We start from the raw sequence: 20359 nt of genomic DNA, 5'->3' as shown, positions 1-20359 counted from the left end.
CTAATACCAACCCGCATTGATCAGAACCCTTGCGCCCAGTCCCGACGGCCGATGGATCGGATGCGCCAGGGTTGGTCGACGAGGTCGTTCCAAGCGGCGCAGCAGTGGGCGACGATGTCGTCGTAGCCCTTGAAGACCCGGTTCGAGAGCCAGTTGTCGCGCATGAACTGCCAGATGTTCTCGACCGGGTTCAGCTCGGGCGAGCGGGGCGGCAGCGGCAGGATGGTGATGTTCTTCGGCACGATGAGGGCGCGGGCGAGGTGCCAGCCGGCCTGGTCGAGGATGAGGATGGCGTGGGCGCCCGGCGCCACCGCGGTGCTGATCTCCGCGAGGTGCGTCTGCATCGCCGGCGTGTCGCAGAACGGCATGACGATGCCGGCGCCCTTGCCCTCGGCCGGGCAGATCGCGCCGAAGATGTAGGCCCAGGCGGTGCGCTGGTCGTGCGGCGCCCGCGGTCGGGCGCCCCGCCGCGCCCATCTTCGGGTGAGCTTGTTCTTCTGCCCGATCCGCGCTTCGTCCTGGAACCAGAGTTCTATGCGCTTGCCGGGATGCGCGGCGCGGACCTCCGCCACGCGCTCCGGGAGACTTTTTTGAAAGCCGCCGCCGCCTCCGGATCCTGGGCGTAGTGCCGCGGCCGCGCCGAAAGCTTGCGGAAGCCGAGCGCCCGGAGTTCCCGTCCCACCGTCGCCTCGCTCACCGACACCCGGAACGCCTCCCAGAGCCACTGCACCAGGTCGATCCGCCGCCAGCGCACCACCCCGTCGCGCCAGGGCTCAGGTCCCGCCTCCACCACCTGCGCCAGCGCCGCCCGATGCTCTGCCGTCAGTGTCGGCGCCTTGCCGGGGGCATGCCGGTCGATCAGCCCCGACGGGCCTTCCGCGTTGAACCGCAGCACCCAGTCCCGCACGATCTGCAGCCCGACCCCGCCGACCCGCGCCGCCTCCGTCCGCGTGCCGCCCTCCGCGATCACCGCCAGCGCCAGCAGCCGACGCACCTGCTTCGCATCCCGGCTGTCCCGCGCCAGCCGGCGAAGATCGTCACCATCCAGATCACCCCGAAGCCCGATCGCTGCCGCCATGGAAAACCCCTTCGTTCTCCATGATGAATCACGACAACGCCCTCAGGGGAATCCCCCGCGTGAGTCAGGACCTATGCGCGCTGGTATAAGAGTATGGGCTAGAGCGCTAGAAATCTACTTCGCGTATGTTCCTTTCAGGTGGAACAATAACGCAACAAATAATGCTGGCGTTTTTGTTACCATAGTCGGCGTGCGCCATAGATCAAATGAACCAAAGATCATCTTTGAGGATGAACAAAGGCGCGTAGTTCAAAACATATCCCCGTACATTACCAGCGGACCTGACACCGTGGTTCGGACAGCGGACTTGCCGTTGTCCGACGATCTTCCCAAAATGGTCATGGGCAACATGGCCCGAGATGACGGGAATCTAATTCTCTCTCCCGACGAAGCACATCGCCTCATTGAAAAGCATCCGGAAGCACGCCGCTTCATGCTGCCGCTGTTGGGTACGAAAGAGATCGTGGATGGTGTTCCGCGATTTGCATTGCACCTAGAGGGTAGCGAAGAGCGAATCTGGTCGCAAGTTCCACCAATCCAGCAGCGTGTCGCAGCGGTAAAGCAATTTCGCAAGAACTCTAAGGCTAAGACTACGAATGGCTATGCGAGTGTCCCCTATCGGTTTGCCCAGTATTGTCATCGGCATGAGATCGCGTTGGCCTTGCCATCCGTTACACCCGAAGATCGCGCTTACGTGACGCCTTTATTGCTACCCGAAGGGGTGATGGTCACGAATCTTGCATACCTTGTGTATGGATTTGGCGCCGAACTTTTTGCGTTGCTGTCTTCCAGGATGCACACCGTTTGGATACGGGCTGTGTCAGGGCGGCTAGGCTCAGGTATTCGTTACACTCCGACCATTAGCTATCACACATTCCCTATTCCACCGCTGACAGATAAGAACAAAGCAGACCTAATGCGCTGCGCCGAAGATATATTGCTCGCGCGCGAACGCAACTTTCCAAAATCGCTTGCCGAACTCTACGCGATAGAAGATGGCGTTTCGCTAATGCCCGCCGATTTGCGCGAAGCCCATGAGCGCAACGACGAGGTGCTGGAACGCATCTATATCGGCCGTCGCTTCCGCAACGACACCGACCGGCTCGAAAAACTGTTCGAGATTTACACCAAAATGGCCGCCTCACCCAGCGCGGCGAAGAAACGCAAGGCGGAGGCGCGCGCATGACCGACGAGAAGAAATCCATCCCCTCCGTCTCGGTCACCTATGCGCACAACGGCAGTTCGACCAAGGCCAACGCCCTCGGCATGAGGCCGATGCAGGAGCTCGTCTACGAGAAGCGGGGAGAGCAATACCTTCTCATCAAGTCGCCGCCGGCGTCGGGTAAGAGCCGCGCGCTCATGTTCGTCGCGCTCGACAAGCTCGCCAACCAGGGGCTCAAGCAAGCCATTATCGTCGTGCCGGAGAAGAGCATCGGTGCGAGCTTTAACGACGAGCCGTTGACCAGGTATGGATTCTGGGCGGATTGGCATGTCGAGCCGAAGTGGAACCTCTGCAACGCGCCGGGCGGTGAGAATGGCGGCAAGGTCAATTCCGTCGAGGCTTTCCTGAAAAGCGACGACAAGGTGCTGGTCTGCACCCATGCCACCTTCCGTTTTGCCGTGGACAGGTTCGGAGTGGAAGCCTTCGATGACCGACTGATCGCCATAGACGAGTTCCACCACGTCTCGGCCGATCCAGACAGCAAGCTCGGCCAGCACCTCGGTCAACTGATCGCCCGCGAAAAGACGCATATCGTGGCGATGACCGGCTCTTACTTCCGTGGCGACGCCGTGCCGGTGTTGGCCCCACAGGACGAGGTCAAGTTCGAGTCCGTCACCTACACCTATTACGAACAGCTCAACGGCTACGAATATCTGAAGCAACTCGACATCGGTTATTTCTTCTATTCCGGCTCCTATGCAGACGACATCCTCGCGGTACTCGATCCCGCCGAGAAGACCATCGTCCATATTCCAAACGTCAATTCGCGCGAAAGCACGAAGGACAAGATCAAGGAAGTGGAACACATCATCGGCGCGCTCGGCGACTGGCAAGGCATCGACGCCGCCACGGGATTCCAGCTCGTCAAGACGCCGGGTGGCCGGACGCTCCGCATCGCCGATCTTGTCGATGACGACGCGAACAAGCGCGACCGTGTTTCCTTGGCGCTGAAAGACCCCACGCAGAAGAACAACCGCGATCATGTGGACATCATCATCGCGCTGGGCATGGCCAAGGAAGGCTTCGACTGGATTTGGTGCGAGCACGCTTTGACAGTGGGGTATCGCTCCAGTCTCACCGAGATCGTGCAGATCATCGGACGCGCGACCCGCGATGCACCGAACAAGACCCGTGCGCGCTTCACCAACCTGATCGCCGAACCCGACGCCGCTGAGGACGCCGTGACCGAGGCCGTCAACGACACGTTAAAGGCCATCGCCGCCAGCCTGCTCATGGAGCAGGTGCTTGCCCCGCGCTTTGAGTTCAAGCCGAAGAACCCGCAAAGCGGGCCGACCCCAGGCTTCGACTATGGTGACGGCGGCTACGATCCGAACAAGTGCAATGTTGGTTTCAGCGAGGAGCGCGGTGTCTTCCAGTTCGAGATCAAGGGCCTTGTCGAGCCCAAGAGTCACGAGGCTGCGCGCATCTGCCAGCAGGATTTGAACGAGGTGATCGCCGCCTTCGTTCAGGACAAGACCACTATCGAGCGCGGTCTGTTCGACGACGAGCTGGTGCCCGAGGAACTGACGCAGGTTCGCATGGGCAAGATCGTGAAGGACAAATATCCCGAGCTGAGCGACGAAGACCAGGAGGCGGTCCGCCAGCACGCTATCGCCGCGCTCAACATCACTCAGCAGGCCAAGCAATCCATGCTTGATCGCGTGAACGGCGAACCGACCGCCAACACCGCCCTGATCGATGGCGTGCGCAAGTTTGCGATGGACGTGCGCGAACTCGACATCGACCTGATCGACCGCATCAACCCGTTCAAGGAAGCTTATTCGATCCTCGCCAAAACGATGAACGAGGAACGCCTGCAACAGGTGAAGGCCGCAATTGCCGCGAAGCGCACCACGCTGACGCCGGAGGAAGCGAAGGACTACGCCGTGCGCGCGGTTAAGTTTAAGAAGGAGCGCGGACGGCTGCCCTCGATCAGCTCGACCGATGCCTGGGAGAAGCTGCTGGCCGAAGGCGCAGCCGCCTTCGTGCGCTTCAAGGATGAGGGCCGCTATGAGTGACCTCGACCTTGATGAACTGCGCGGCGAACTCGCGGATTTCGCCCAGCCTGAAAAGAAGGGCGGACGCTCCGCGCGCGAGGAACGCATCATCGCGGGCTTCGAGGAAATTCAGCGTTTCGTCGATCAGCATGGCCGCGCCCCGCAACATGGCGAGGAACGTGATATTTTCGAGCGGCTCTATGCCACGCGCCTCGACCGCTTGCGCGCGCTGGAGGAGTGCCGTTCCCTTCTCGCTCCGCTCGACCATCAGGGTTTGCTTGCGGGCGCGGAGGATGCGGTTGCCGCTCCGGTGGAGGAAATGGACGACGATGAATTGTTTGCCGAGCTGGAGGGCGCAGCAGGCACGACGGACATCACCGACGTTCGCCACGTCCGCACCGCCGCCGAAAAGCGCGCCGCCGAGGAAATCGCCAACCGTGAACGGTGCGAGGACTTCCACCGCTTCAAGCCGCTATTCGATGCCGTCCAGGCTGACATCGACAGGGGGACGCGCATCACCCAGCCCATCCGCAAGGACGCTGGTTTCCTGAAAACGGACATCCGGGCCGGGGAGTTTTTCATCCTTGGCGGACAGATTGCCTACGTTGCCGAAGTCGGCGAACCCTTCAAAGCGCCCAATGGCGAAAGCGACGCCCGCCTTCGTGTCATCTATTCCAACGGCACCGAGAGCAACCTGTTACTCCGGTCCCTGCAACGCGCACTCTACAAAGACGAAACCAGCCGCCGCGTGTCCGAGCCGAGCGCCGGGCCTTTGTTCGCCAGCGAAAGCGAAACCGACGACCTCGCCAGCGGCACCATTTATGTCCTGCGTAGCCAGTCGGACAATTCCACTGTCGCCGCCAACCGCAACCTCGTTCACAAGATCGGCGTCACCGGCAGCGATGTCGTAAAACGTATTGCCAACGCCAAGCTGGACCCGACTTTCCTGTTGGCGGACGTGGAGATCGTAGCGACCTACAAGCTCTACAACATCAACCGCACCCGGCTAGAAAACCTGATTCACCGCATCTTCGATCCGGCGCGGCTAGACATCGAGATCAGGGACCGTTTCGGTCATCCTGTCATTCCGCGTGAGTGGTTCCTCGTGCCTTTGTTCGTGATCGACGACGCGGTGGAGAAGATCAAGGACGGCACTATCACCGGATATATCTACGACCCGAAGAGCGCCGGTCTTGTAAAGCACAGCGCGTCGTTTCTGCCGAGGGATTTGGCATGAGCAATGTCAATGTCAGGCGGCTGGTCGAGAACATTCGTTCCGGCACCAATCTAGGTGTAACGGCGGAAGTCAGATGAGACCGCTGTTCCAAATTCGACGTGCTTGAGAATACGCCCAACCTCCCGCGCTGCCTTGATCGGCGCCGGTAGCTTCTGATCGAACTGCGTCGTATTCCAGTTCACCTTCGTCAGCGCGAGCACGTCCTTCGCCAGCGTCAGGATTTTGCTGTCCGAATTCTCGTGGGGCACAAGGAGCAAGGGGTGCGGTACGCGCAGGCCGGGGAATGTCCCGTAGAACGGCACGCTGCCGCGCGTGTACAGCAGGCCCTTGTCGCCCAGATCGACGAATGTCCCGCGCAGAACGGGATAGTTGCCGTCCCGGAAGATGGCGATTGGGGAACTCTCCTGCACCCATACGAGGTCAGACATCTCAATGCCGGACTTACCAAGGGCGGCGTCGATGCCCTCTGCCTCTTCAGGACGGAAGCGCGAGGTCTTCATGACCACAAGCCTCGCAGGTACATGGCGATGGTGCGCTTTGTACGCCGCGATAGACTGCGCCACGAGTTCTTCCGCGTCTTTGGCGGTCAGATATGGATGACGCCCCCGTGTCTGTGTCTGCGCACGCGCCCCGCGCAGAATGAGTCCCCGACCACGCTCGTCGAACATCTGCGCGGTGCTGGTCCATAGCTGTTGACCGTCGAGGTCACGATAAAATCCGATGCCCAGAAAACTCGTGCGGTATTCGGCCTGATCGGGCAGCAAGCGCCACGGCACCTTGCCCGCCTTGTAAAAGAGCGCATTGAGTAGGTTCCAGGCGCGCGTCGCCTTGACCTGCGTTTGGCGGTTGCTGTCGCGTTTGACCTTGCGGGGGATTTTCGCGGCGTCGTCCCACGTATCCGGCCAGACGATCTGCGTCGGGACCGGCAAGTGGAGTGTCTTCGCCTTGAGTAGGTCACGGAAGTTGAGCATGTTGCCGCCGTCATCATCGTCGTCGATGTCTTCCTCTTCACTCTTGGCGTTGACAAGCTTTTCGATGAGCGGAATGGGCAGGGCCAGCACGATGACATCGGGCTTTGCGCTGCCTTCGACCAAAGCCGAAAGCTGCGATGTGATCAAATCGACGGCATTGCGAACCGCTTCATCATGCCGGCCCATGCCGGTGATTTCATTGACTTGACGCCGGGAAATAGTGGTAGTCGCTCCTTCTGGCACTTCAAACTTGCAGCGAAACGGATTCTGATTGCCCAGCCCCGGAAAATCCGGGTTGAGATTGATGAGCTGTTTGTTGCCGCTTTCAATGCCGTTGGCGGTTTCTCCGAGGAACTCCGTGAATCCGGCAACCGTGTCATCCGTGCCGATGACGCCCACGCGAACAACATCGCCCGAACGCGGTTGCAGCGGCCCATACTCGCGCAAACCCTGACGGGGATCGCAATGCTGTCCACCATCACCAAATTCGAGCATCGGTTCATCAAAGACATGCGCTTTGAAATTCATCCGACACCCCCTTCTTCAAAGAGGTCTTGCGCTTCCATCTCCTTGGCTCGCGGATCAGTCCGGTTCCACGAGGATTCCGGCACCGCTTGGGATAACTGGATCATCGGGAGCCGTTCGAATTGCAGTGAAGGGGCTGGCTTATCGGCATCGAACAGGCCAACCTCGTGTTTGCCGCTCTCAACCAGCAGATGCTGCCACATCATCACTTGACCGCGCACAGCGGCATTGCGTTCCAGACGTTTCTTGCCTGCCAAAAGCGCCTCTGGATAACGGTGCGGCTGGAAGCCGTCCGTGGTGAAATAATAGTCCGGGTCGATGACTACGAACCATTCATCAGCAAGACGTTCGAACCGTAGCTGCGCAGCGTGGTGCCGAACGTAGCCACGCCCTTCCTTCTTCTTGCTCGCATAGGCGCTAACGACCTTGGCGGAGGTTTCATTGACATTCGACATATAGCGGTAGCTACGTGATTTGCCGGTGCCAATCGCCTTGAAATGAAAGAGTCTATCTTTGCGGAGAAAGGAAAGCTGAGCCGTTGTTTGCCGTTCGACCGTGTGCCGCAACAAATCCATCGTGTCGTTGAGATCATCGCGTTCGTCATTGAATGCAATGAGCTTGGTATCGACGGCTTCGACCTGATCGAGATCGACAATCGCGCGTGTGCCATATTCCCTGGGGTCGAAAAAAGAGACGAAGCGCCGCTTGCGAATTACCCAGTCGAACCGAATGTTACCGTGCTTGACCAATTCGGGCACGGCGTCGCCCCCGCTACCGAATGGCGACGTCGAGATGAAGATTTCATCTGGCAGCTTGACGCGAAGCAGGTTGATGATGGCGTCTTCGCCCTGATTTAGCGGCGGCAGGAAAACGCCCGGTGTGCTACGATCAATGGTAAGCGCGCCAATGCGATCAGCGCAGTGCGGGTCAAATATATCAGCCTTCTTATCGAACTTCAGGCGACGTTCTTCGCCTCTGACGCAATCGCTAACGTCCTTCCAATACGCCGTTTCATCGGATTGCCGCCAAAGAACGATGATGACCGGGATGTTGGAAGTGCGCCAGTATTTCAAATCGTCCGGCTTCAGGAGATATTCGAAGTCGCTGTCATTCTCGCGGACATACTGGCTGCTTTCGGTGGATTTGACCTGAACACCCAACAGTTTTCCGAGTGGGGTGCCGCTCTTGGGATCGCGCAATTCGATGATGCCGTCCGTGCCCGCCTCAAGACGGCCACGCTGCTCGTAAAGAAAGCCGGTTTCGAGGACGATCTTCTTGATCGCTGTCTCACCCAACTCGCCCAGAATCTGGCTATCGGTGATTCGCTTCGACATGCCGCTATCATACGGCACTGTGGAGGCGCTTTGAACAAAAATGTTCTCGTTATGTTTCGAAGGTCCAATATCCTGTTGGGCGGGAGTGCCAAACGCCGGACGCGGTGTCTAGCGAGGACAATCTCAGTGCGGCAGGTGAGGGGGAGGCTCCTATTCGTATTCCAACTCTTAACCTGCTTTCTCCCAACGCTCGTTTATGATGCGAATACGCTCGTGGCGGCATTAATGCTAAAGAGAATCCACGACTCCAGCGCCTTTATCCCGATGGTATCGCAGTTGGTATGGCTCGTGGAGCGCGGGCGGAAAGCTCAATAACTACAATGCGCACTCAAACCTATTGACCATCGAGTGGGAGTGATCCGAGCCCACTCGCCGGCCGCGCAGCGATAGACCCGGCGGATGTCGCGCCGGGCTACGGGGCGGGGCGGGACGGGCGTTCCGGGATCAGCTGCATCAGGATGCCGGCAAACAGCAGCCAGAGCGATGTCGCGAGCAGGCCGAGCTTCACCAGCATCGGCGGCTCGAAATGGTTCCACACCGACCAGCCGCCGAACACCACCCAGGCGAGGCACATGGCGAGCGTGACCGGGCGCCAGCGCACCGTGCGCACCGGATGCACGAACTTTGCCCAGGTGAACTGCGCCAGGCCCATGCCGAGGATCGACACGGCCGTCACCCAGGCCGGCGGATTGAAGGTGAGGAACACGAGCAGCGGCATCTGCCACACGGCGGGGAAGCCGACGAAACAGTTGTCGTCCGCCTTCATCCGCACGTCGGCGAAGTACATCGCCCCGGTCAGCGCGATGAACAGCGCCGCGACCATCCCCAGATGCCAGGGCAGCAGCCCGGTGTAGATCAGCGCGTAGGCCGGGATGAACACGTAGGTGAGATAGTCGACCACCAGGTCGAGGATCACCCCGTCCCAGTTCGAGGCGTTGCGCTTGATGTCGACCCGGCGGGCGAGCGGCCCGTCGATGCCGTCGACGATCAGCGCCACGACGAGCCAGCCGAACATCACCGGCCACGCCCCCCGCGTGGCGGCAATGAGCGCCAGCAGCGCGAGCGCGGCGCCGGAGCCGGTCAGCAGATGCACGAGGAAGGCGGCGGGCTTGGTCTTCATGTCCCCCTTGCATTACGGCGAAAGCGGCGGGCGGGGAAGGCCGGAACGCGTGACAGGCGAGTGCGAATTTTCAGGTTTGGTTCCGCACGGATTTTAGAATACATATTCCATCGAAGCCGCACAGGTGGAAGATGGACGATGCAACCCCGTCCGGCCCCCCGGACACGCTGGACGCTCTCTATCGCGAGATCGCCGAGCGCGGCGACGGCCTGCCGAAGCGGCTGCGCCAGTGTGCCGACTACGTGATCGAGAATCCCGACCGGGTGGCGGTCTCGACCGTCGCCGAGCTGGCGGTGGCGGCCGATGTGCAGCCGTCGGCGGTCATGCGCTTCTGCCAGGAGCTGGGGTTTTCCGGCTTCAGCCAGATGCAGCGGCTGTTCCGCGAGGAATATTCGCGGAAGTGGCCCGACTATGCCACGCGCCTGCAGAACCTGCGCCGCGCCGGCGAGGACGGCCCGGCGGTGCTGCTCGCCGAGTTCGTCGAGGCGGGCCGGACCTCGCTCGAGAACCTGATGAGCACCGTCGACCTCGCGATGCTCGAGCGGGCCGTCGAGATCCTCGCGGCCAGCCCGCTCATTCACCTCGTCGGCTATCGCCGGGCATTTCCGGTGGCGAGCTATCTCGCCTACGCGCTGGAAAAGATGGCGATTCCCTGCGTTCTGCACACCGCTGTCGGCCAGTTGCCGACCCGCCATGCGCTCCGTCCCGGCGACGCCGTTCTCGCGATCACCTTCGCGCCCTACAGCGCGGAGACGGTGGCGTTCGCCGAGGCGGCGCGCCTCGGTGGCCACGAGGTCGTGGCGCTGACCGACAGCCTGTCCAGCCCGCTGCAGCGCATCGGCGTCGTGCCGCTCCTCGTGTCGGAGGTGGATGTCGGTGCCTTTCGCGCGCTCTCGGCCACCTTCGCGCTGGCGCTCGGCCTTGCGGTGGCGGTCGGTGCCCGGCGGGACGCCGCCCTCGCCTGACCGGCGGCGATTCTCTGTTCCCAAAACGGAATATTTATTCTATTTTCACTGCAAATCGGAGCAGACGATTCGTCGCAGCCGAATGGGGAAGGAGACCAGCGCATGCCTGCACTCGACGTCATCACGATCGGGCGGTCGTCCGTCGACCTCTACGGCGGTCAGATCGGCGGGCGCCTGGAGGACATGGCGAGCTTCGACAAGTACATCGGCGGCTCTCCCACCAACATGGCCGCGGGCACCGCACGGCTCGGGCTGAAGTCCGGGCTCATCACCCGGGTCGGCGACGAGCACATGGGCCGCTTCATCCGCGAGACGCTGGCGGCCGAAGGCGTCGACGTGCGGGGCGTGCTGACCGATCCCGAGCGGCTGACCGCGCTGGTCCTGCTCGGCATCCGCGACCAGGAGCGGTTTCCGCTGATCTTCTACCGCGAGAACTGCGCCGACATGGCGCTCTGCGAGGACGACATCGACCCCGCGCTGATCGCCGACAGCCGCGCGGTGGTGGCGACCGGCACCCACCTCAGCCACCCGCGCACCGAGGCGGCGGTGCTGAAGGCGCTGCGCCTCGCGCGCGAGAGCGGTGGCCGCACGGCGCTCGACATCGACTATCGCCCGAACCTCTGGGGCCTCGCGGGCCACGCCGCGGGCGAGGAGCGGTTCATCGAGAGCGCCGCGGTCACGGCCAAGCTGCAGTCGACGCTGCACCTCTTCGACCTGATCGTCGGCACCGAGGAGGAGTTCCACATCGCCGGCGGCTCCACCGACACGATCGCCGCCCTGCGCGCCGTGCGGGCCGTGTCGAAGGCGACGCTGGTCTGCAAGCGCGGTGCCAAGGGCGCGGCGGCCTTCACCGGGGCGATCCCCGACTCGCTCGATGACGGCGAGATGGGCCCGGGCTTTCCGATCGAGGTGTTCAACGTGCTCGGCGCCGGCGACGGCTTCATGTCGGGCCTGCTGAAGGGCTGGCTGACCGATCAGGACTGGCCGACGGCCCTGAAATACGCCAACGCCTGCGGTGCCTTCGCGGTGTCGCGCCACGGCTGCACGCCCGCCTATCCGTCGTGGGAAGAGCTGCAGTTCTTCTTCGACCGCGGCATCAAGACCCCGGCGCTCCGCAAGGATGCCGAGCTGGAGCAGGTCCACTGGGCGACCAACCGCCTCAACGACTGGCCGGAGATGCGGGTGTTCGCCTTCGACCACCGCATGCAGCTCGAGGCGGTGGCCGACGAGATCGGCGTCACGCACGAACACATCGGCGCGTTCAAGCAGCTGTGCCTGCGGGCGGCGCAGAAGGTCGCGGACGGTCGCCACGGCTATGGCCTGCTCTGTGACGGCCGGCTCGGACGGGATGCGCTCTATGCCGCCGCCGGGACCGGCCTCTGGATCGGCCGGCCGGTCGAGTTCCCGGGCAGCCGGCCGCTGCGGCTGGAGGACGACATCGAGCCCGACTATGGCTCGGCCCTGTCCGAGTGGCCGCTCGAGCACGTGGTCAAGGTGCTCTGCTTCTACCACCCAGACGACACGGCCGAGATGAAGGCGGCACAGGAGGCGACCGTCACGCGCCTGTTCCGCGCCGCCCGCGCCAACCGGCTGGAATTCCTTCTGGAAATCATCCCGTCGAAGGTCGCGCCGGTCGGCGATACCACCTCGGCCGAGGTCATCCAGCGCTTCTACGATCTCGGCGTCTACCCCGACTGGTGGAAGCTCGAACCGATGAAGAGCGCCGCCGCCTGGCGCAACGCCTGCGCGGCGATCACCCGCAACGATCCGAACACCCGCGGCATCGTCGTGCTCGGCCTCGAGGCCCCCATCGACGACCTCGGCGCCAGCTTCGCGGTCGCTGCCGCGCACGACCTGGTGAAGGGCTTCGCCGTCGGGCGCACGATCTTTGCCGACGCCGCGCGCGGCTGGCTCTCTGGGCAGTTGACGGACGACGCGGCGATCGCCGACATGGCCGGAAAATACGAACGCCTCTGCCGCATGTGGGACGAGGCGCGGGCACGGAAGGGAGCTGCCGCATGAAGACGATCCGCCTCACCGCGGCGCAGGCGCTGGTGCGCTACTGCGCCGCGCAGCTGAACGAGGACGGCCAGCCGTTCCTCGCCGGGGCCTGGGCGATCTTCGGCCACGGCAACGTCGCGGGCATCGGCGAGGCGCTCCACGCCGCGGGGGACGCGTTCCCGACGTGGCGCGGGCACAACGAGCAGGGCATGGCGAACGCGGCCATCGCCTACGCGAAGTCGCTGAACCGCAAGCGCGCGATGATGGTCACGACCTCGATCGGGCCGGGCGCGCTCAACCTCGTCACCTCCTGCGCAATGGCGCACGTCAACCGGCTGCCGGTGCTGTTCGTGGCGGGCGACGTCTTCGCCAACCGCGCGCCGGACCCGGTGCTGCAGCAGCTCGAGGACTTCAACGACGGCACGATGACCGTCAACGACGTGTTCAAGCCGATCAGCCGGTACTTCGACCGCATCATGCGGCCGGAGCAGCTGCTGACCGCCCTGCCCCGCGCGTTCGCGACGATGACCGACCCGGCCGATTGCGGCCCGGTGACGCTCGCGTTCTGCCAGGACGTGCAGGCGGAGGCGTTCGACTTTCCGGTGGCCTTCTTCGCGCCGAAGGAGTGGCACCGCCGCCGGCCGCGGCCGGGCCTGCGCGAGATCAAGGTGGCAGCGGACGCGATCCGCGGCGCGAAGCGGCCGCTCATCATCGCGGGCGGCGGCGTTCACTATGCCGAGGCCACCGCGGCGCTGCGCGCGTTCGCCGAGAAACACGGGATCCCCGTGGGCGAGACCCAGGCCGGCAAGTCCGCGCTGCCGTGGGACCATCCGCTGAACCTCGGCTCGATCGGCGTCACCGGCTCGGCCGCGGCGAACGCCATCGCCGAGCAGGCGGACGTGGTGATCGGCCTCGGCACCCGGCTGCAGGATTTCACCACCGGCTCGTGGGCGCTGTTCCGCAACGCGGACCGGCGGATCGTCTCGATCAACGTCGCGCCGTTCGACACCCACAAGCACAACGCCCTGCCCGTCGTCGCCGACGCCCGGCTGGCGCTCGACGAGCTGACCGCGCTTCTCGGCGACCACCGCGCGCCCGGGATCGACGCGGGCCTGAAGCCGGGCTGGCTCGCCGCGGTCGAGACGGTCACGGCGGCGCCGACGGGCAACGCGCTGCCCACCGACATGCAGGTGATCGGCGCGGTCCAGCGCGGCATGGCCGAGGATGCCATCGTCGTCTGCGCCGCCGGCGGCCTGCCGGGCGAGCTGCACAAGCTGTGGAAGACGGCGCGGCCGAACGGCTATCACCTCGAATACGGCTTCTCGACGATGGGCTACGAGATCGCCGGCGGCCTCGGCGTGAAGATGGCCCACCCCGAGCGCGACGTCGTGGTGATGGTCGGGGACGGCAGCTACATGATGCTGAACTCCGAACTCGCGACCAGCGTGATGCTCGGCCACAAGCTCGTCGTCGTGCTGCTCGACAACCGCGGGTATGCCTGCATCAACCGGCTGCAGATGCGTTGCGGCGGCGAGTCGTTCAACAACCTGATCGACACCGCGCGGCACGTCGTCCCCTCGTCCATCGACTTCGCCGCGCACGCCGCCGCCATGGGCGCGACGTCGGAAAAGGTCGGATCGGTCGCCGAGCTGGAGGCCGCCCTCGTCCGGGCGCGGGCGAGCACGGCGAGCTACGTCGTGGTGATCGACACCGACCCGATGCCGACCACCGAGGCCGGCGGCTTCTGGTGGGACGTGGCGGTGCCCGAGGTATCGGAGCGGCCGCAGGTGCAGGCAGCGCGCGCGGACTACGACAAGGCCCGCGAGTTGCAGCGGGCGGCGGACTGAGGGGATCGGCGATGACCAGCAAGCTTCTGTGCCGCCCGTCGGCCACCACGGGCAAGGTGCATGACATCACGCCGACATCCGCCGGCTGGGGCTATGTCGGCTTCGGCCTCTACCGCCTCGCCGCGGGCGAAACCGCGGCCGAGCCGACCGGCGAGACCGAGGTGATCCTCGTCCTCGTCGAGGGCAAGGCCACGATCGCCAGCGCGGGCGAGGACTTCGGTGAGCTCGGCCAACGGATGGACGTCTTCGAGGGCACGCCCCCGGCGGCCGTCTACGTGCCCGCCGGCGCCGACTGGACGGCGACCGCGACCACCGCCTGCACGCTGGCCGTCTGCACCGCTCCGGCCAGGCCCGGCCGCAAGGCGCAGGTGATCGGCCCCGCCGGCATCGCCACCGCGCCGCGCGGCAAGGGTGCGAACACCCGGTATGTCAACGCCATCGCCATGGAGGACCGCGACGTCGCGGACTCGCTGCTCGTCACCGAGGTGTTCACGCCGCAGGGCAACTGGTCGTCCTATCCGCCGCACCGGCACGACGAGGACGACTTCCCGCGGATGACCTACCTCGAGGAGAGCTACTATCACCGCCTGAAGCCCGCCGCCGGCTTCGCCTTCCAGCGGGTCTTCACCGACGACCGGAGCCTCGACGAGTTCGATCGCCGTCTCCGACCACGACGTCGTGCTGGTGCCGAAGGGCCACCACCCCTGCGCCGCGCCGTACGGGTTCGATCTCTACTATCTCAACGTGATGGCGGGGCCGCGGCGGAACTGGCGCTTCCAGAACCATCCCGACTTCGACTGGATCTACCAGCGCGACCTCTGAAGGACTGCCGGCCCGGCGCCCGGGCCGAGCAGTCGTCTCCCTGAACCGGCCCGCATCGCTCGCATTGCGCGTGCGGGACGACTCGGGCCACCATGCCGCCATTCATTTTTGAACGGTGGATTTCATGGCCAACCTGATTGTGTGCTGCGACGGCACCTGGAACACCCCTGACCAGCGCGAGAACGCGCCTGCCGGCGGCGACGAACGTGGTGAAGCTCTACCGCGCCGTCGCGCCGACAGACGACGTGGGCGTCGAGCAGAAGGCGTACCACCACCCGGGCGTCGGCACCAACGGCAGCCGCCTCGCGCGGATCGTCGACGGCATCACCGGCAACGGCCTGTCGGAGGCAGTCAAGAGCGCGTACTCGTGGCTCGCCCATACCTATCGCCCCGGCGACGACATCTTCCTGTTCGGCTTCAGCCGCGGCGCCTCGAGCTGTCCGACGGCCCGCTCGCCTGGATGCTGGCCGAGGCGAACGATCAGGGCCTCGGCCTGCGCCCGGGCGTGCTCGGCAGCGTCGCGGGCAAGGCCGCGGGGATCATGCACGACTCGCGCACGGGCGTGTTCCAGCGCCTGCCGACCCGCCCCCGCCCGGTGCCGCGCTTTGACGCGGCGGACGCGTTCGACGCGACCGCTCTCGGCCGGCAGGCCGCGCCGCACATGCTCTACGGGGAATACTGGGGCAACCGTGCGTGGCAGGACGAACGCCGTGCCGACTTCCGGGTCTACGCTTCCGACCCGTGGAACTTCACCGGCCTCTACCTCCAGGCGGGCAGGACTCCCGGGAGGTCGAGCTGACCGGCTGACAGCCCGCGCTTGCGCGCGCCCCCGCGAAGTGCTGACCTCTCGCCGGCGGGACATGGGCGGCGGGAGGGTCGGATGCAGTATCGCTATCTCGGGCGGACGGGGCTGAAGGTGTCGGTTCTCACGATGGGCACCATGACCTTCGGTGCCACCGGCGGCTTTGCCAAGGTCGGCGGCGCGGACCTGAAGGAGGCGCAGCGACAGGTCGCGCTCTGCCTCGAGGCCGGGGTCAACCTGTTCGACACCGCCAACATCTACTCCACCGGCGCCTCCGAGGAGATCCTCGGGCGCGTGCTCGGCAAGCGGCGACCGGACGTGCTCGTCGCCTCGAAGGTGCGCTTCCGCATGAGCGACGGGCCGAACGGCGACGGGCTGTCGCGTTACGCCATCGTCCGCGAGGTCGAGGCGAGCCTGAAGCGGCTCGGCACCGACGTGATCGACATCCTCTACCTGCACGAGTGGGACGGCATGACGCCGCTCGAGGAAACGCTCGGCGCGCTCGATACGCTGATCGCGCAGGGCAAGATCCGCTATGCCGGCGCCTCGAACTTCTCGGCCTGGCATCTGATGAAGGCGATCGGGGTCGCCGAGGCGCGGCGCCTGCCACGTCTGGTGACACAGCAGATCCACTACACGATCGAGGCGCGCGAAGCCGAGTACGAACTGGTGCCGGTCGCCCTGGCCGAGGGTGTCGGCATCCTGGTCTGGAGCCCGCTCGCCGGCGGCCTGCTCTCGGGCAAGTACGGGCCCGAGACCCCCTCCGCGCGACAGGTGGCGGGCTGGCGCGAGCCGCCGATCCGCGACGTCGCCCGGCTCTGGCGCATCGTCGACGCGCTGCGCGAGGTCGGCGGGGCGCACGGCGTCTCGGCGGCGCAGGTGGCGCTCGCCTGGCTGCTCGGTCGGCCCGGCGTCGCCTCGCTGGTGGTCGGCGGCCGCAGCGAGGCGCAGTTCCGCGACAGCCTCGCCGCGGTGGACCTCACGCTCACCTCCGAGCAGCGGGCCCACCTCGACGCGGTGAGCGCCCCCCCGGTCATCTATCCCTACTGGCACCAGAACTGGACCGCTCGCGACCGCTTCGGCCCCGCCGACTTTACCGGCGAGCCGTGACGGCGACGTTCGTGACCGCGCCGGTCGGGTGACGCCCGCTCAGTGCAGCCGCGCGCCGACCGGCACGTCGCGCTCGGGGCCGACCAGCACCACCGCGCCGTCGGCGTCGGCCAGCCCGAGGGTCAGCACCTCGGAGCGGAACGGCCCGATCTGCCGCGGCGGAAAGTTCACCACAGCCAGCACCTGCCGCCCCACCAGCTCGTTGGCCGAGTAGAGCGCGGTGATCTGCGCCGAGGACTTCCGCTCGCCGATCTCCGGCCCGAAGTCGATCCAGAGCTTCCACGCCGGCTTCCGCGCTTCGGGAAACGGCTCCACCCGCACGATCCGGCCCACCCGGATGTCGACCTTCTGGAAATCATCGAACGAAATCTCGGCCATGCTGCCCCTGCCCGCCTCTGCGCACTCAAAAACCGTGCGACCCGACAGAGCCGGGCCGCACGGTTCAGGATCTCGACTTGATGCGATATCCTCCGGCCGGACGTGTCCGCCTGGCCGGAAACCGCGGTGGCACGCCCCCGCCGGGGCGCGACGAGCTCAGGCCTTCGTGACCTTGCCGGCCATGTCGCGCAGCTCGGTCAGGCTCTCGCGGATCCGCGACGCAACGATGTCGTAGGCGTCGGAATTCGCCTTCTGCGCGCTCTCGGCCAGCGCCTGCATGTTCGCAAGCGCCTTCTCGAACGCGGCCCGCGCCAGATCGCCCTGCGCCTTGGCGGCGTCCGGGTCGATCTTCGCGGTATCGAACGCCTTGAGGTGCCTGCGCGCCTCGGACATCGTTTCCTCGAAGATGGCGATCTGCTTGCGGAACAGGTCCTGATAGCCGGCGGCGGCAGCCTTGTTCGCCTCGACCAGCGCGTCCATGTTCTTCTGCTGCGCCGCGACCAGCGCGTCGGTGTCGACGCCCGGGATCTTCAGGTTGGCGAGCTGCTTGCTGAAATCATTCTGCTTGAAGAACTCGGTCATCTTGTCGACGTCGAACGAGAACGTCTTGGGGTCGAACATCGTGGCTTCCCTCTCTCGATTGCAGCGGCCTCCCCGCCGCCTTGGTTTTTTCAGCCGGCCAGCTCGCGGCTGCGCGCCGCGCCGGCGGCGACGGCACGCGACAGCAGATCGGTCAGTCCGCCCGGCGCCATCAGCACCTCCAGCGCCGCCGCCGTGGTGCCGCCCGGGCTCGTGACGTCCGCCCGAAGCTGCGCCGCGGGCGTCGCGCCCGCGGACTCGGCCAGGGCCCCGGCACCGACGACGGTAGCACGCGCCAGCGTGCGCGCCAATTCGGGAGCAAGCCCCTGCGCCTCGCCCGCCGCCGCCATCGCCTCGATCAGCAGGAAGACATACGCCGGCCCCGACCCCGACAGCGCCGTGATCGCATCGAGCTCGGATTCCGAGCCGATCCGCACCGTGCGTCCCACCGCCGCGAGCAGCCCTTCGGCCAGCGCGAGGCCGGCCGCGTCCACCGCGGCATTGCCGAGCAGCGCGGTGATGCCCCGCCCGATCGACGCCGGCGTGTTCGGCATCGCCCGCACGATCGGCGTGCCCGTCCCGAGCACCGCCTCGAGCGCCGCGAGGGTGGTCCCGGCCGCGATCGACACGAAGAGCGTGCCGCCGCCGCCGAGTGCCGCAAGGCGGGGCAGCGCGTCGCCCATCATCTGCGGCTTGACCGCCAGCACCGCGACGGCCGGGTCCGCCGGCAGGTCGGCATTGAGCCGCAGCCCCGCCGCGACCCGTGCCTCGAGCGCCGGCGACGGCCGCGGCTCCAGGACGGTCACGGCCGCGGGCGGCAGGCCGTCGCCGAGCCAGCCGTCGAGCATCGCGCCGCCCATCTTGCCACAGCCGAGCAGCACCAGCCCGCGCCGCGATACCTCGCCGAAGTCCATGCACTCCCCCCGCCCCTGCCCCTGCCGGACACCTCCCAAGCCTATGGGCGCCGAACCGGGTTGTGAAGCCGTTTCGTCAAGCCGCCCCGGCCGCGCGCTGTCGCGAGGTCGCGGTCTCCCGCGCCACGCTGAGCGCGACCGCGCCGCAGAACCCGACGATGGCAAAGATGTAGAAGCCCCACGGATGGCCGATCCCCATCCCGACGAGCAGCCCGCCGAGCAGCGGCCCGACGATGGCGCCGACCCGGCCCACCCCCGCCGACATGCCGACGGCGGTGGCCCGCACCTGCGGCGGATGGCTCGCCGCGGTGAAGGCATAGACCAGCACCTGCGCCGAGAAGACGAAGCAGCCGGTCAGGAACACCATCACGTAGAGCAGCCCGATCGGCATCCGAACCGACAGCGCCGCGAGGAATACCGCGCCGCCGAGGAACCACAGGATCGCGCCGACCCGGAGGCCGATCCGGTCCCCGACCCGCCCTGCGACCAGCAGCCCGACCACCGCGCCGGCATTGAGCAGCATGAGGAACCACAGCCCCTGCTGCAGCCCGTAGTTCGCCTGGATCATCAGCTTCGGCAGCCACGTGTTGAGCGCATAGACCAGCAGCAGCCCGCAGAACGACGTGACCCAGATCGCCACGCTGTTGCGGAGGAACGCCGGGCCGAGCAGCGCCTTGAGCGGCACCTCGGCCTTGGCGGCGGGGTCGACGACCGGCGCCTCGAGCGGGATGCCGTAGTGGTCGGCCACCTGCCGCGCCGCGTCGGGGCGCCCCTTGGCGAGCAGGAACGCGGGCGATTCCGGCAGTTCCTTCAACATGACCGGCAGCAGCAGGAGCCCCGGGATCGCGCCGGCGAAGAACATCGAGCGCCAGCCGAGCGTGTGCAGCAGCACGAGCCCGAGCAGCGCCGTTGCGACCGCGCCGACATGATAGCCCGTCATCATCGTCGTGCTGGCCTTGCCGGCGCCGCTGCGGCCGGAGAACTCCGTGACGATCGCGATGGCCGTGGGCAGGCAGCCGCCGAGCCCGACGCCCGCGAGGAAGCGGTAGATCCCGAGGCTGGTCGGCCCCTGCGCGAAGCCGCAGAGCAGGGTCATCACCGAGAACGCCGCCACCGCGCCGATCAGCGCCTTGCGCCGGCCGATCATGTCGGTGGCGGTGCCGATGGCGAGGGCGCCGAGCGTCATGCCGACGAGGCCGATGGTGGAGATGAACGTCGCCTGCGCCGTGGTCATCCACGGCGCGCCGTTGCTCGCGTCGGTGAGGGTCGGGATCAAGGCGCCGAGCACGACGAGATCGAACCCGTCGAGGATGATCGCCATCCAGCAGAGCGGCGCCACGACCGCCGGATTGCCCAGGACGACGCCGCGCGCGGAACCTGATGCCATTCGTGCCTCCCCCTGTCGGAACACGCTGCGGTGTCCCTTTTGGCGAAGGCTAAGCCCGAACGCCGCGGGG

At 65.7% G+C, this 20359-nt stretch carries 16 protein-coding genes and 1 pseudogene; 9 read left to right on the top strand and 8 right to left on the bottom strand.

What is annotated here, in order from left to right:
- Nucleotides 1-20 precede the first annotated feature (20 nt).
- Nucleotides 21-1078, bottom strand: a protein-coding gene (locus tag QM699_RS05100) for an IS630 family transposase (RefSeq protein ID WP_415009400.1) whose coding sequence is annotated in 2 segments (ribosomal slippage) — nt 21-598 and nt 598-1078 — 1059 coding nt in all. Because the reading frame shifts where the segments join, the coding sequence is not laid out codon by codon here.
- Here QM699_RS05100 and QM699_RS05095 point away from each other — a divergent pair.
- The 3 genes from QM699_RS05095 to QM699_RS05085 are packed head-to-tail and all read left to right on the top strand — an operon-like array spanning nt 1077 to nt 5534.
- On the top strand, nt 1077-2264 hold the full coding sequence (locus QM699_RS05095; protein ID WP_415010108.1) for a type IIL restriction-modification enzyme MmeI: 1188 nt from the start codon (nt 1077-1079) through the stop codon (nt 2262-2264). The genes QM699_RS05100 and QM699_RS05095 overlap by 2 nt on opposite strands.
- Nucleotides 2261-4318 (top strand): DEAD/DEAH box helicase, encoded by a 2058-nt coding sequence (locus tag QM699_RS05090; RefSeq protein WP_415010107.1) that lies wholly within the window; start codon nt 2261-2263, stop codon nt 4316-4318. The genes QM699_RS05095 and QM699_RS05090 overlap by 4 nt, the downstream gene beginning before the upstream one ends.
- Complete coding sequence (locus QM699_RS05085) at nt 4311-5534, top strand: GIY-YIG nuclease family protein (RefSeq protein ID WP_415010106.1); 1224 nt, start codon at nt 4311-4313, stop codon at nt 5532-5534. The genes QM699_RS05090 and QM699_RS05085 overlap by 8 nt, the downstream gene beginning before the upstream one ends.
- A gap of 50 nt (nt 5535-5584) precedes the next feature.
- Here QM699_RS05085 and QM699_RS05080 read toward each other — a convergent pair whose 3' ends face one another.
- From QM699_RS05080 to QM699_RS05070, 3 genes are all read right to left on the bottom strand, one after another.
- Nucleotides 5585-7033: an argonaute/piwi family protein gene (locus QM699_RS05080; RefSeq protein WP_415010105.1), complete on the bottom strand. Its 1449-nt coding sequence runs from the start codon at nt 7031-7033 to the stop codon at nt 5585-5587.
- Entirely contained in the window at nt 7030-8364 is a 1335-nt protein-coding gene (locus tag QM699_RS05075) for a DUF4365 domain-containing protein (protein ID WP_415010104.1), read from the bottom strand. Before QM699_RS05075 ends, QM699_RS05080 begins: the two co-directional genes overlap by 4 nt.
- A 412-nt stretch (nt 8365-8776) precedes the next feature.
- The gene (locus tag QM699_RS05070; protein WP_415010103.1) at nt 8777-9484 is read right to left on the bottom strand and encodes a CDP-alcohol phosphatidyltransferase family protein; all 708 of its coding nucleotides are present in this window, start codon (nt 9482-9484) and stop codon (nt 8777-8779) included.
- A gap of 131 nt (nt 9485-9615) precedes the next feature.
- On the opposite strand from QM699_RS05070, the gene QM699_RS05065 reads away from it, so the two are divergent.
- The 6 genes and pseudogenes from QM699_RS05065 to QM699_RS05040 all read left to right on the top strand — a co-directional run bounded on the left by QM699_RS05065 (nt 9616) and on the right by QM699_RS05040 (nt 17031).
- Nucleotides 9616-10449: a MurR/RpiR family transcriptional regulator gene (locus QM699_RS05065; protein WP_415010102.1), complete on the top strand. Its 834-nt coding sequence runs from the start codon at nt 9616-9618 to the stop codon at nt 10447-10449.
- 102 nt (nt 10450-10551) lie between these two features.
- The gene (locus tag QM699_RS05060; RefSeq protein WP_415010101.1) at nt 10552-12471 is read left to right on the top strand and encodes a bifunctional 5-dehydro-2-deoxygluconokinase/5-dehydro-2-deoxyphosphogluconate aldolase; all 1920 of its coding nucleotides are present in this window, start codon (nt 10552-10554) and stop codon (nt 12469-12471) included.
- Complete coding sequence (iolD, locus tag QM699_RS05055) at nt 12468-14297, top strand: 3D-(3,5/4)-trihydroxycyclohexane-1,2-dione acylhydrolase (decyclizing) (RefSeq protein ID WP_415010100.1); 1830 nt, start codon at nt 12468-12470, stop codon at nt 14295-14297. Before QM699_RS05060 ends, iolD begins: the two co-directional genes overlap by 4 nt.
- A gap of 11 nt (nt 14298-14308) precedes the next feature.
- Nucleotides 14309-15119: pseudogene (gene iolB, locus QM699_RS05050) on the top strand (5-deoxy-glucuronate isomerase).
- Between the two features lie 206 nt (nt 15120-15325).
- The gene (locus tag QM699_RS05045) at nt 15326-16033 is read left to right on the top strand and encodes a phospholipase effector Tle1 domain-containing protein (protein WP_415010099.1); all 708 of its coding nucleotides are present in this window, start codon (nt 15326-15328) and stop codon (nt 16031-16033) included.
- Nucleotides 16000-17031 carry an aldo/keto reductase gene (locus tag QM699_RS05040; protein WP_415010098.1) on the top strand — a complete coding sequence of 344 codons (1032 nt, stop codon included), beginning with the start codon at nt 16000-16002 and terminating at the stop codon, nt 17029-17031. The genes QM699_RS05045 and QM699_RS05040 overlap by 34 nt, the downstream gene beginning before the upstream one ends.
- A gap of 39 nt (nt 17032-17070) precedes the next feature.
- Here the strand turns inward: QM699_RS05040 and QM699_RS05035 are convergent, their stop codons facing one another.
- The 4 genes from QM699_RS05035 to QM699_RS05020 all read right to left on the bottom strand — a co-directional run bounded on the left by QM699_RS05035 (nt 17071) and on the right by QM699_RS05020 (nt 20289).
- On the bottom strand, nt 17071-17409 hold the full coding sequence (locus QM699_RS05035; RefSeq protein WP_415010097.1) for a tRNA-binding protein: 339 nt from the start codon (nt 17407-17409) through the stop codon (nt 17071-17073).
- Between the two features lie 156 nt (nt 17410-17565).
- Nucleotides 17566-18030: a phasin family protein gene (locus tag QM699_RS05030; RefSeq protein WP_415010096.1), complete on the bottom strand. Its 465-nt coding sequence runs from the start codon at nt 18028-18030 to the stop codon at nt 17566-17568.
- 50 nt (nt 18031-18080) lie between these two features.
- Complete coding sequence (proC, locus tag QM699_RS05025) at nt 18081-18902, bottom strand: pyrroline-5-carboxylate reductase (protein WP_415010095.1); 822 nt, start codon at nt 18900-18902, stop codon at nt 18081-18083.
- A gap of 76 nt (nt 18903-18978) precedes the next feature.
- Nucleotides 18979-20289 carry an MFS transporter gene (locus QM699_RS05020; protein ID WP_415010094.1) on the bottom strand — a complete coding sequence of 437 codons (1311 nt, stop codon included), beginning with the start codon at nt 20287-20289 and terminating at the stop codon, nt 18979-18981.
- Nucleotides 20290-20359: the final 70 nt, after the last annotated feature.

It is taken from the genome of Amaricoccus sp. (assembly GCF_047602525.1).
Taxonomy (GTDB): domain Bacteria; phylum Pseudomonadota; class Alphaproteobacteria; order Rhodobacterales; family Rhodobacteraceae; genus Amaricoccus.
The sequence above is the reverse complement of the archived record's forward strand: the minus strand, read 5'-3'. Positions and strand labels throughout refer to the sequence as shown.

Bases quoted from the DNA above. Each gene is read 5' to 3' on its own strand.
- QM699_RS05020 (WP_415010094.1), bottom strand. From the start codon at position 20,289: ATGGCATCAGGTTCCGCGCGCGGCGTCGTCCTGGGCAATCCGGCGGTC.
- QM699_RS05090 (WP_415010107.1), top strand. From the start codon at position 2,261: ATGACCGACGAGAAGAAATCCATCCCCTCCGTCTCGGTCACCTATGCG.
- iolD (WP_415010100.1), top strand. From the start codon at position 12,468: ATGAAGACGATCCGCCTCACCGCGGCGCAGGCGCTGGTGCGCTACTGC.
- QM699_RS05075 (WP_415010104.1), bottom strand. From the start codon at position 8,364: ATGTCGAAGCGAATCACCGATAGCCAGATTCTGGGCGAGTTGGGTGAG.
- QM699_RS05065 (WP_415010102.1), top strand. From the start codon at position 9,616: ATGGACGATGCAACCCCGTCCGGCCCCCCGGACACGCTGGACGCTCTC.
- QM699_RS05080 (WP_415010105.1), bottom strand. From the start codon at position 7,033: ATGAATTTCAAAGCGCATGTCTTTGATGAACCGATGCTCGAATTTGGT.
- QM699_RS05085 (WP_415010106.1), top strand. From the start codon at position 4,311: ATGAGTGACCTCGACCTTGATGAACTGCGCGGCGAACTCGCGGATTTC.
- QM699_RS05095 (WP_415010108.1), top strand. From the start codon at position 1,077: ATGGAAAACCCCTTCGTTCTCCATGATGAATCACGACAACGCCCTCAG.
- proC (WP_415010095.1), bottom strand. From the start codon at position 18,902: ATGGACTTCGGCGAGGTATCGCGGCGCGGGCTGGTGCTGCTCGGCTGT.
- QM699_RS05030 (WP_415010096.1), bottom strand. From the start codon at position 18,030: ATGTTCGACCCCAAGACGTTCTCGTTCGACGTCGACAAGATGACCGAG.
- QM699_RS05035 (WP_415010097.1), bottom strand. From the start codon at position 17,409: ATGGCCGAGATTTCGTTCGATGATTTCCAGAAGGTCGACATCCGGGTG.
- QM699_RS05070 (WP_415010103.1), bottom strand. From the start codon at position 9,484: ATGAAGACCAAGCCCGCCGCCTTCCTCGTGCATCTGCTGACCGGCTCC.
- QM699_RS05040 (WP_415010098.1), top strand. From the start codon at position 16,000: ATGCAGTATCGCTATCTCGGGCGGACGGGGCTGAAGGTGTCGGTTCTC.
- QM699_RS05060 (WP_415010101.1), top strand. From the start codon at position 10,552: ATGCCTGCACTCGACGTCATCACGATCGGGCGGTCGTCCGTCGACCTC.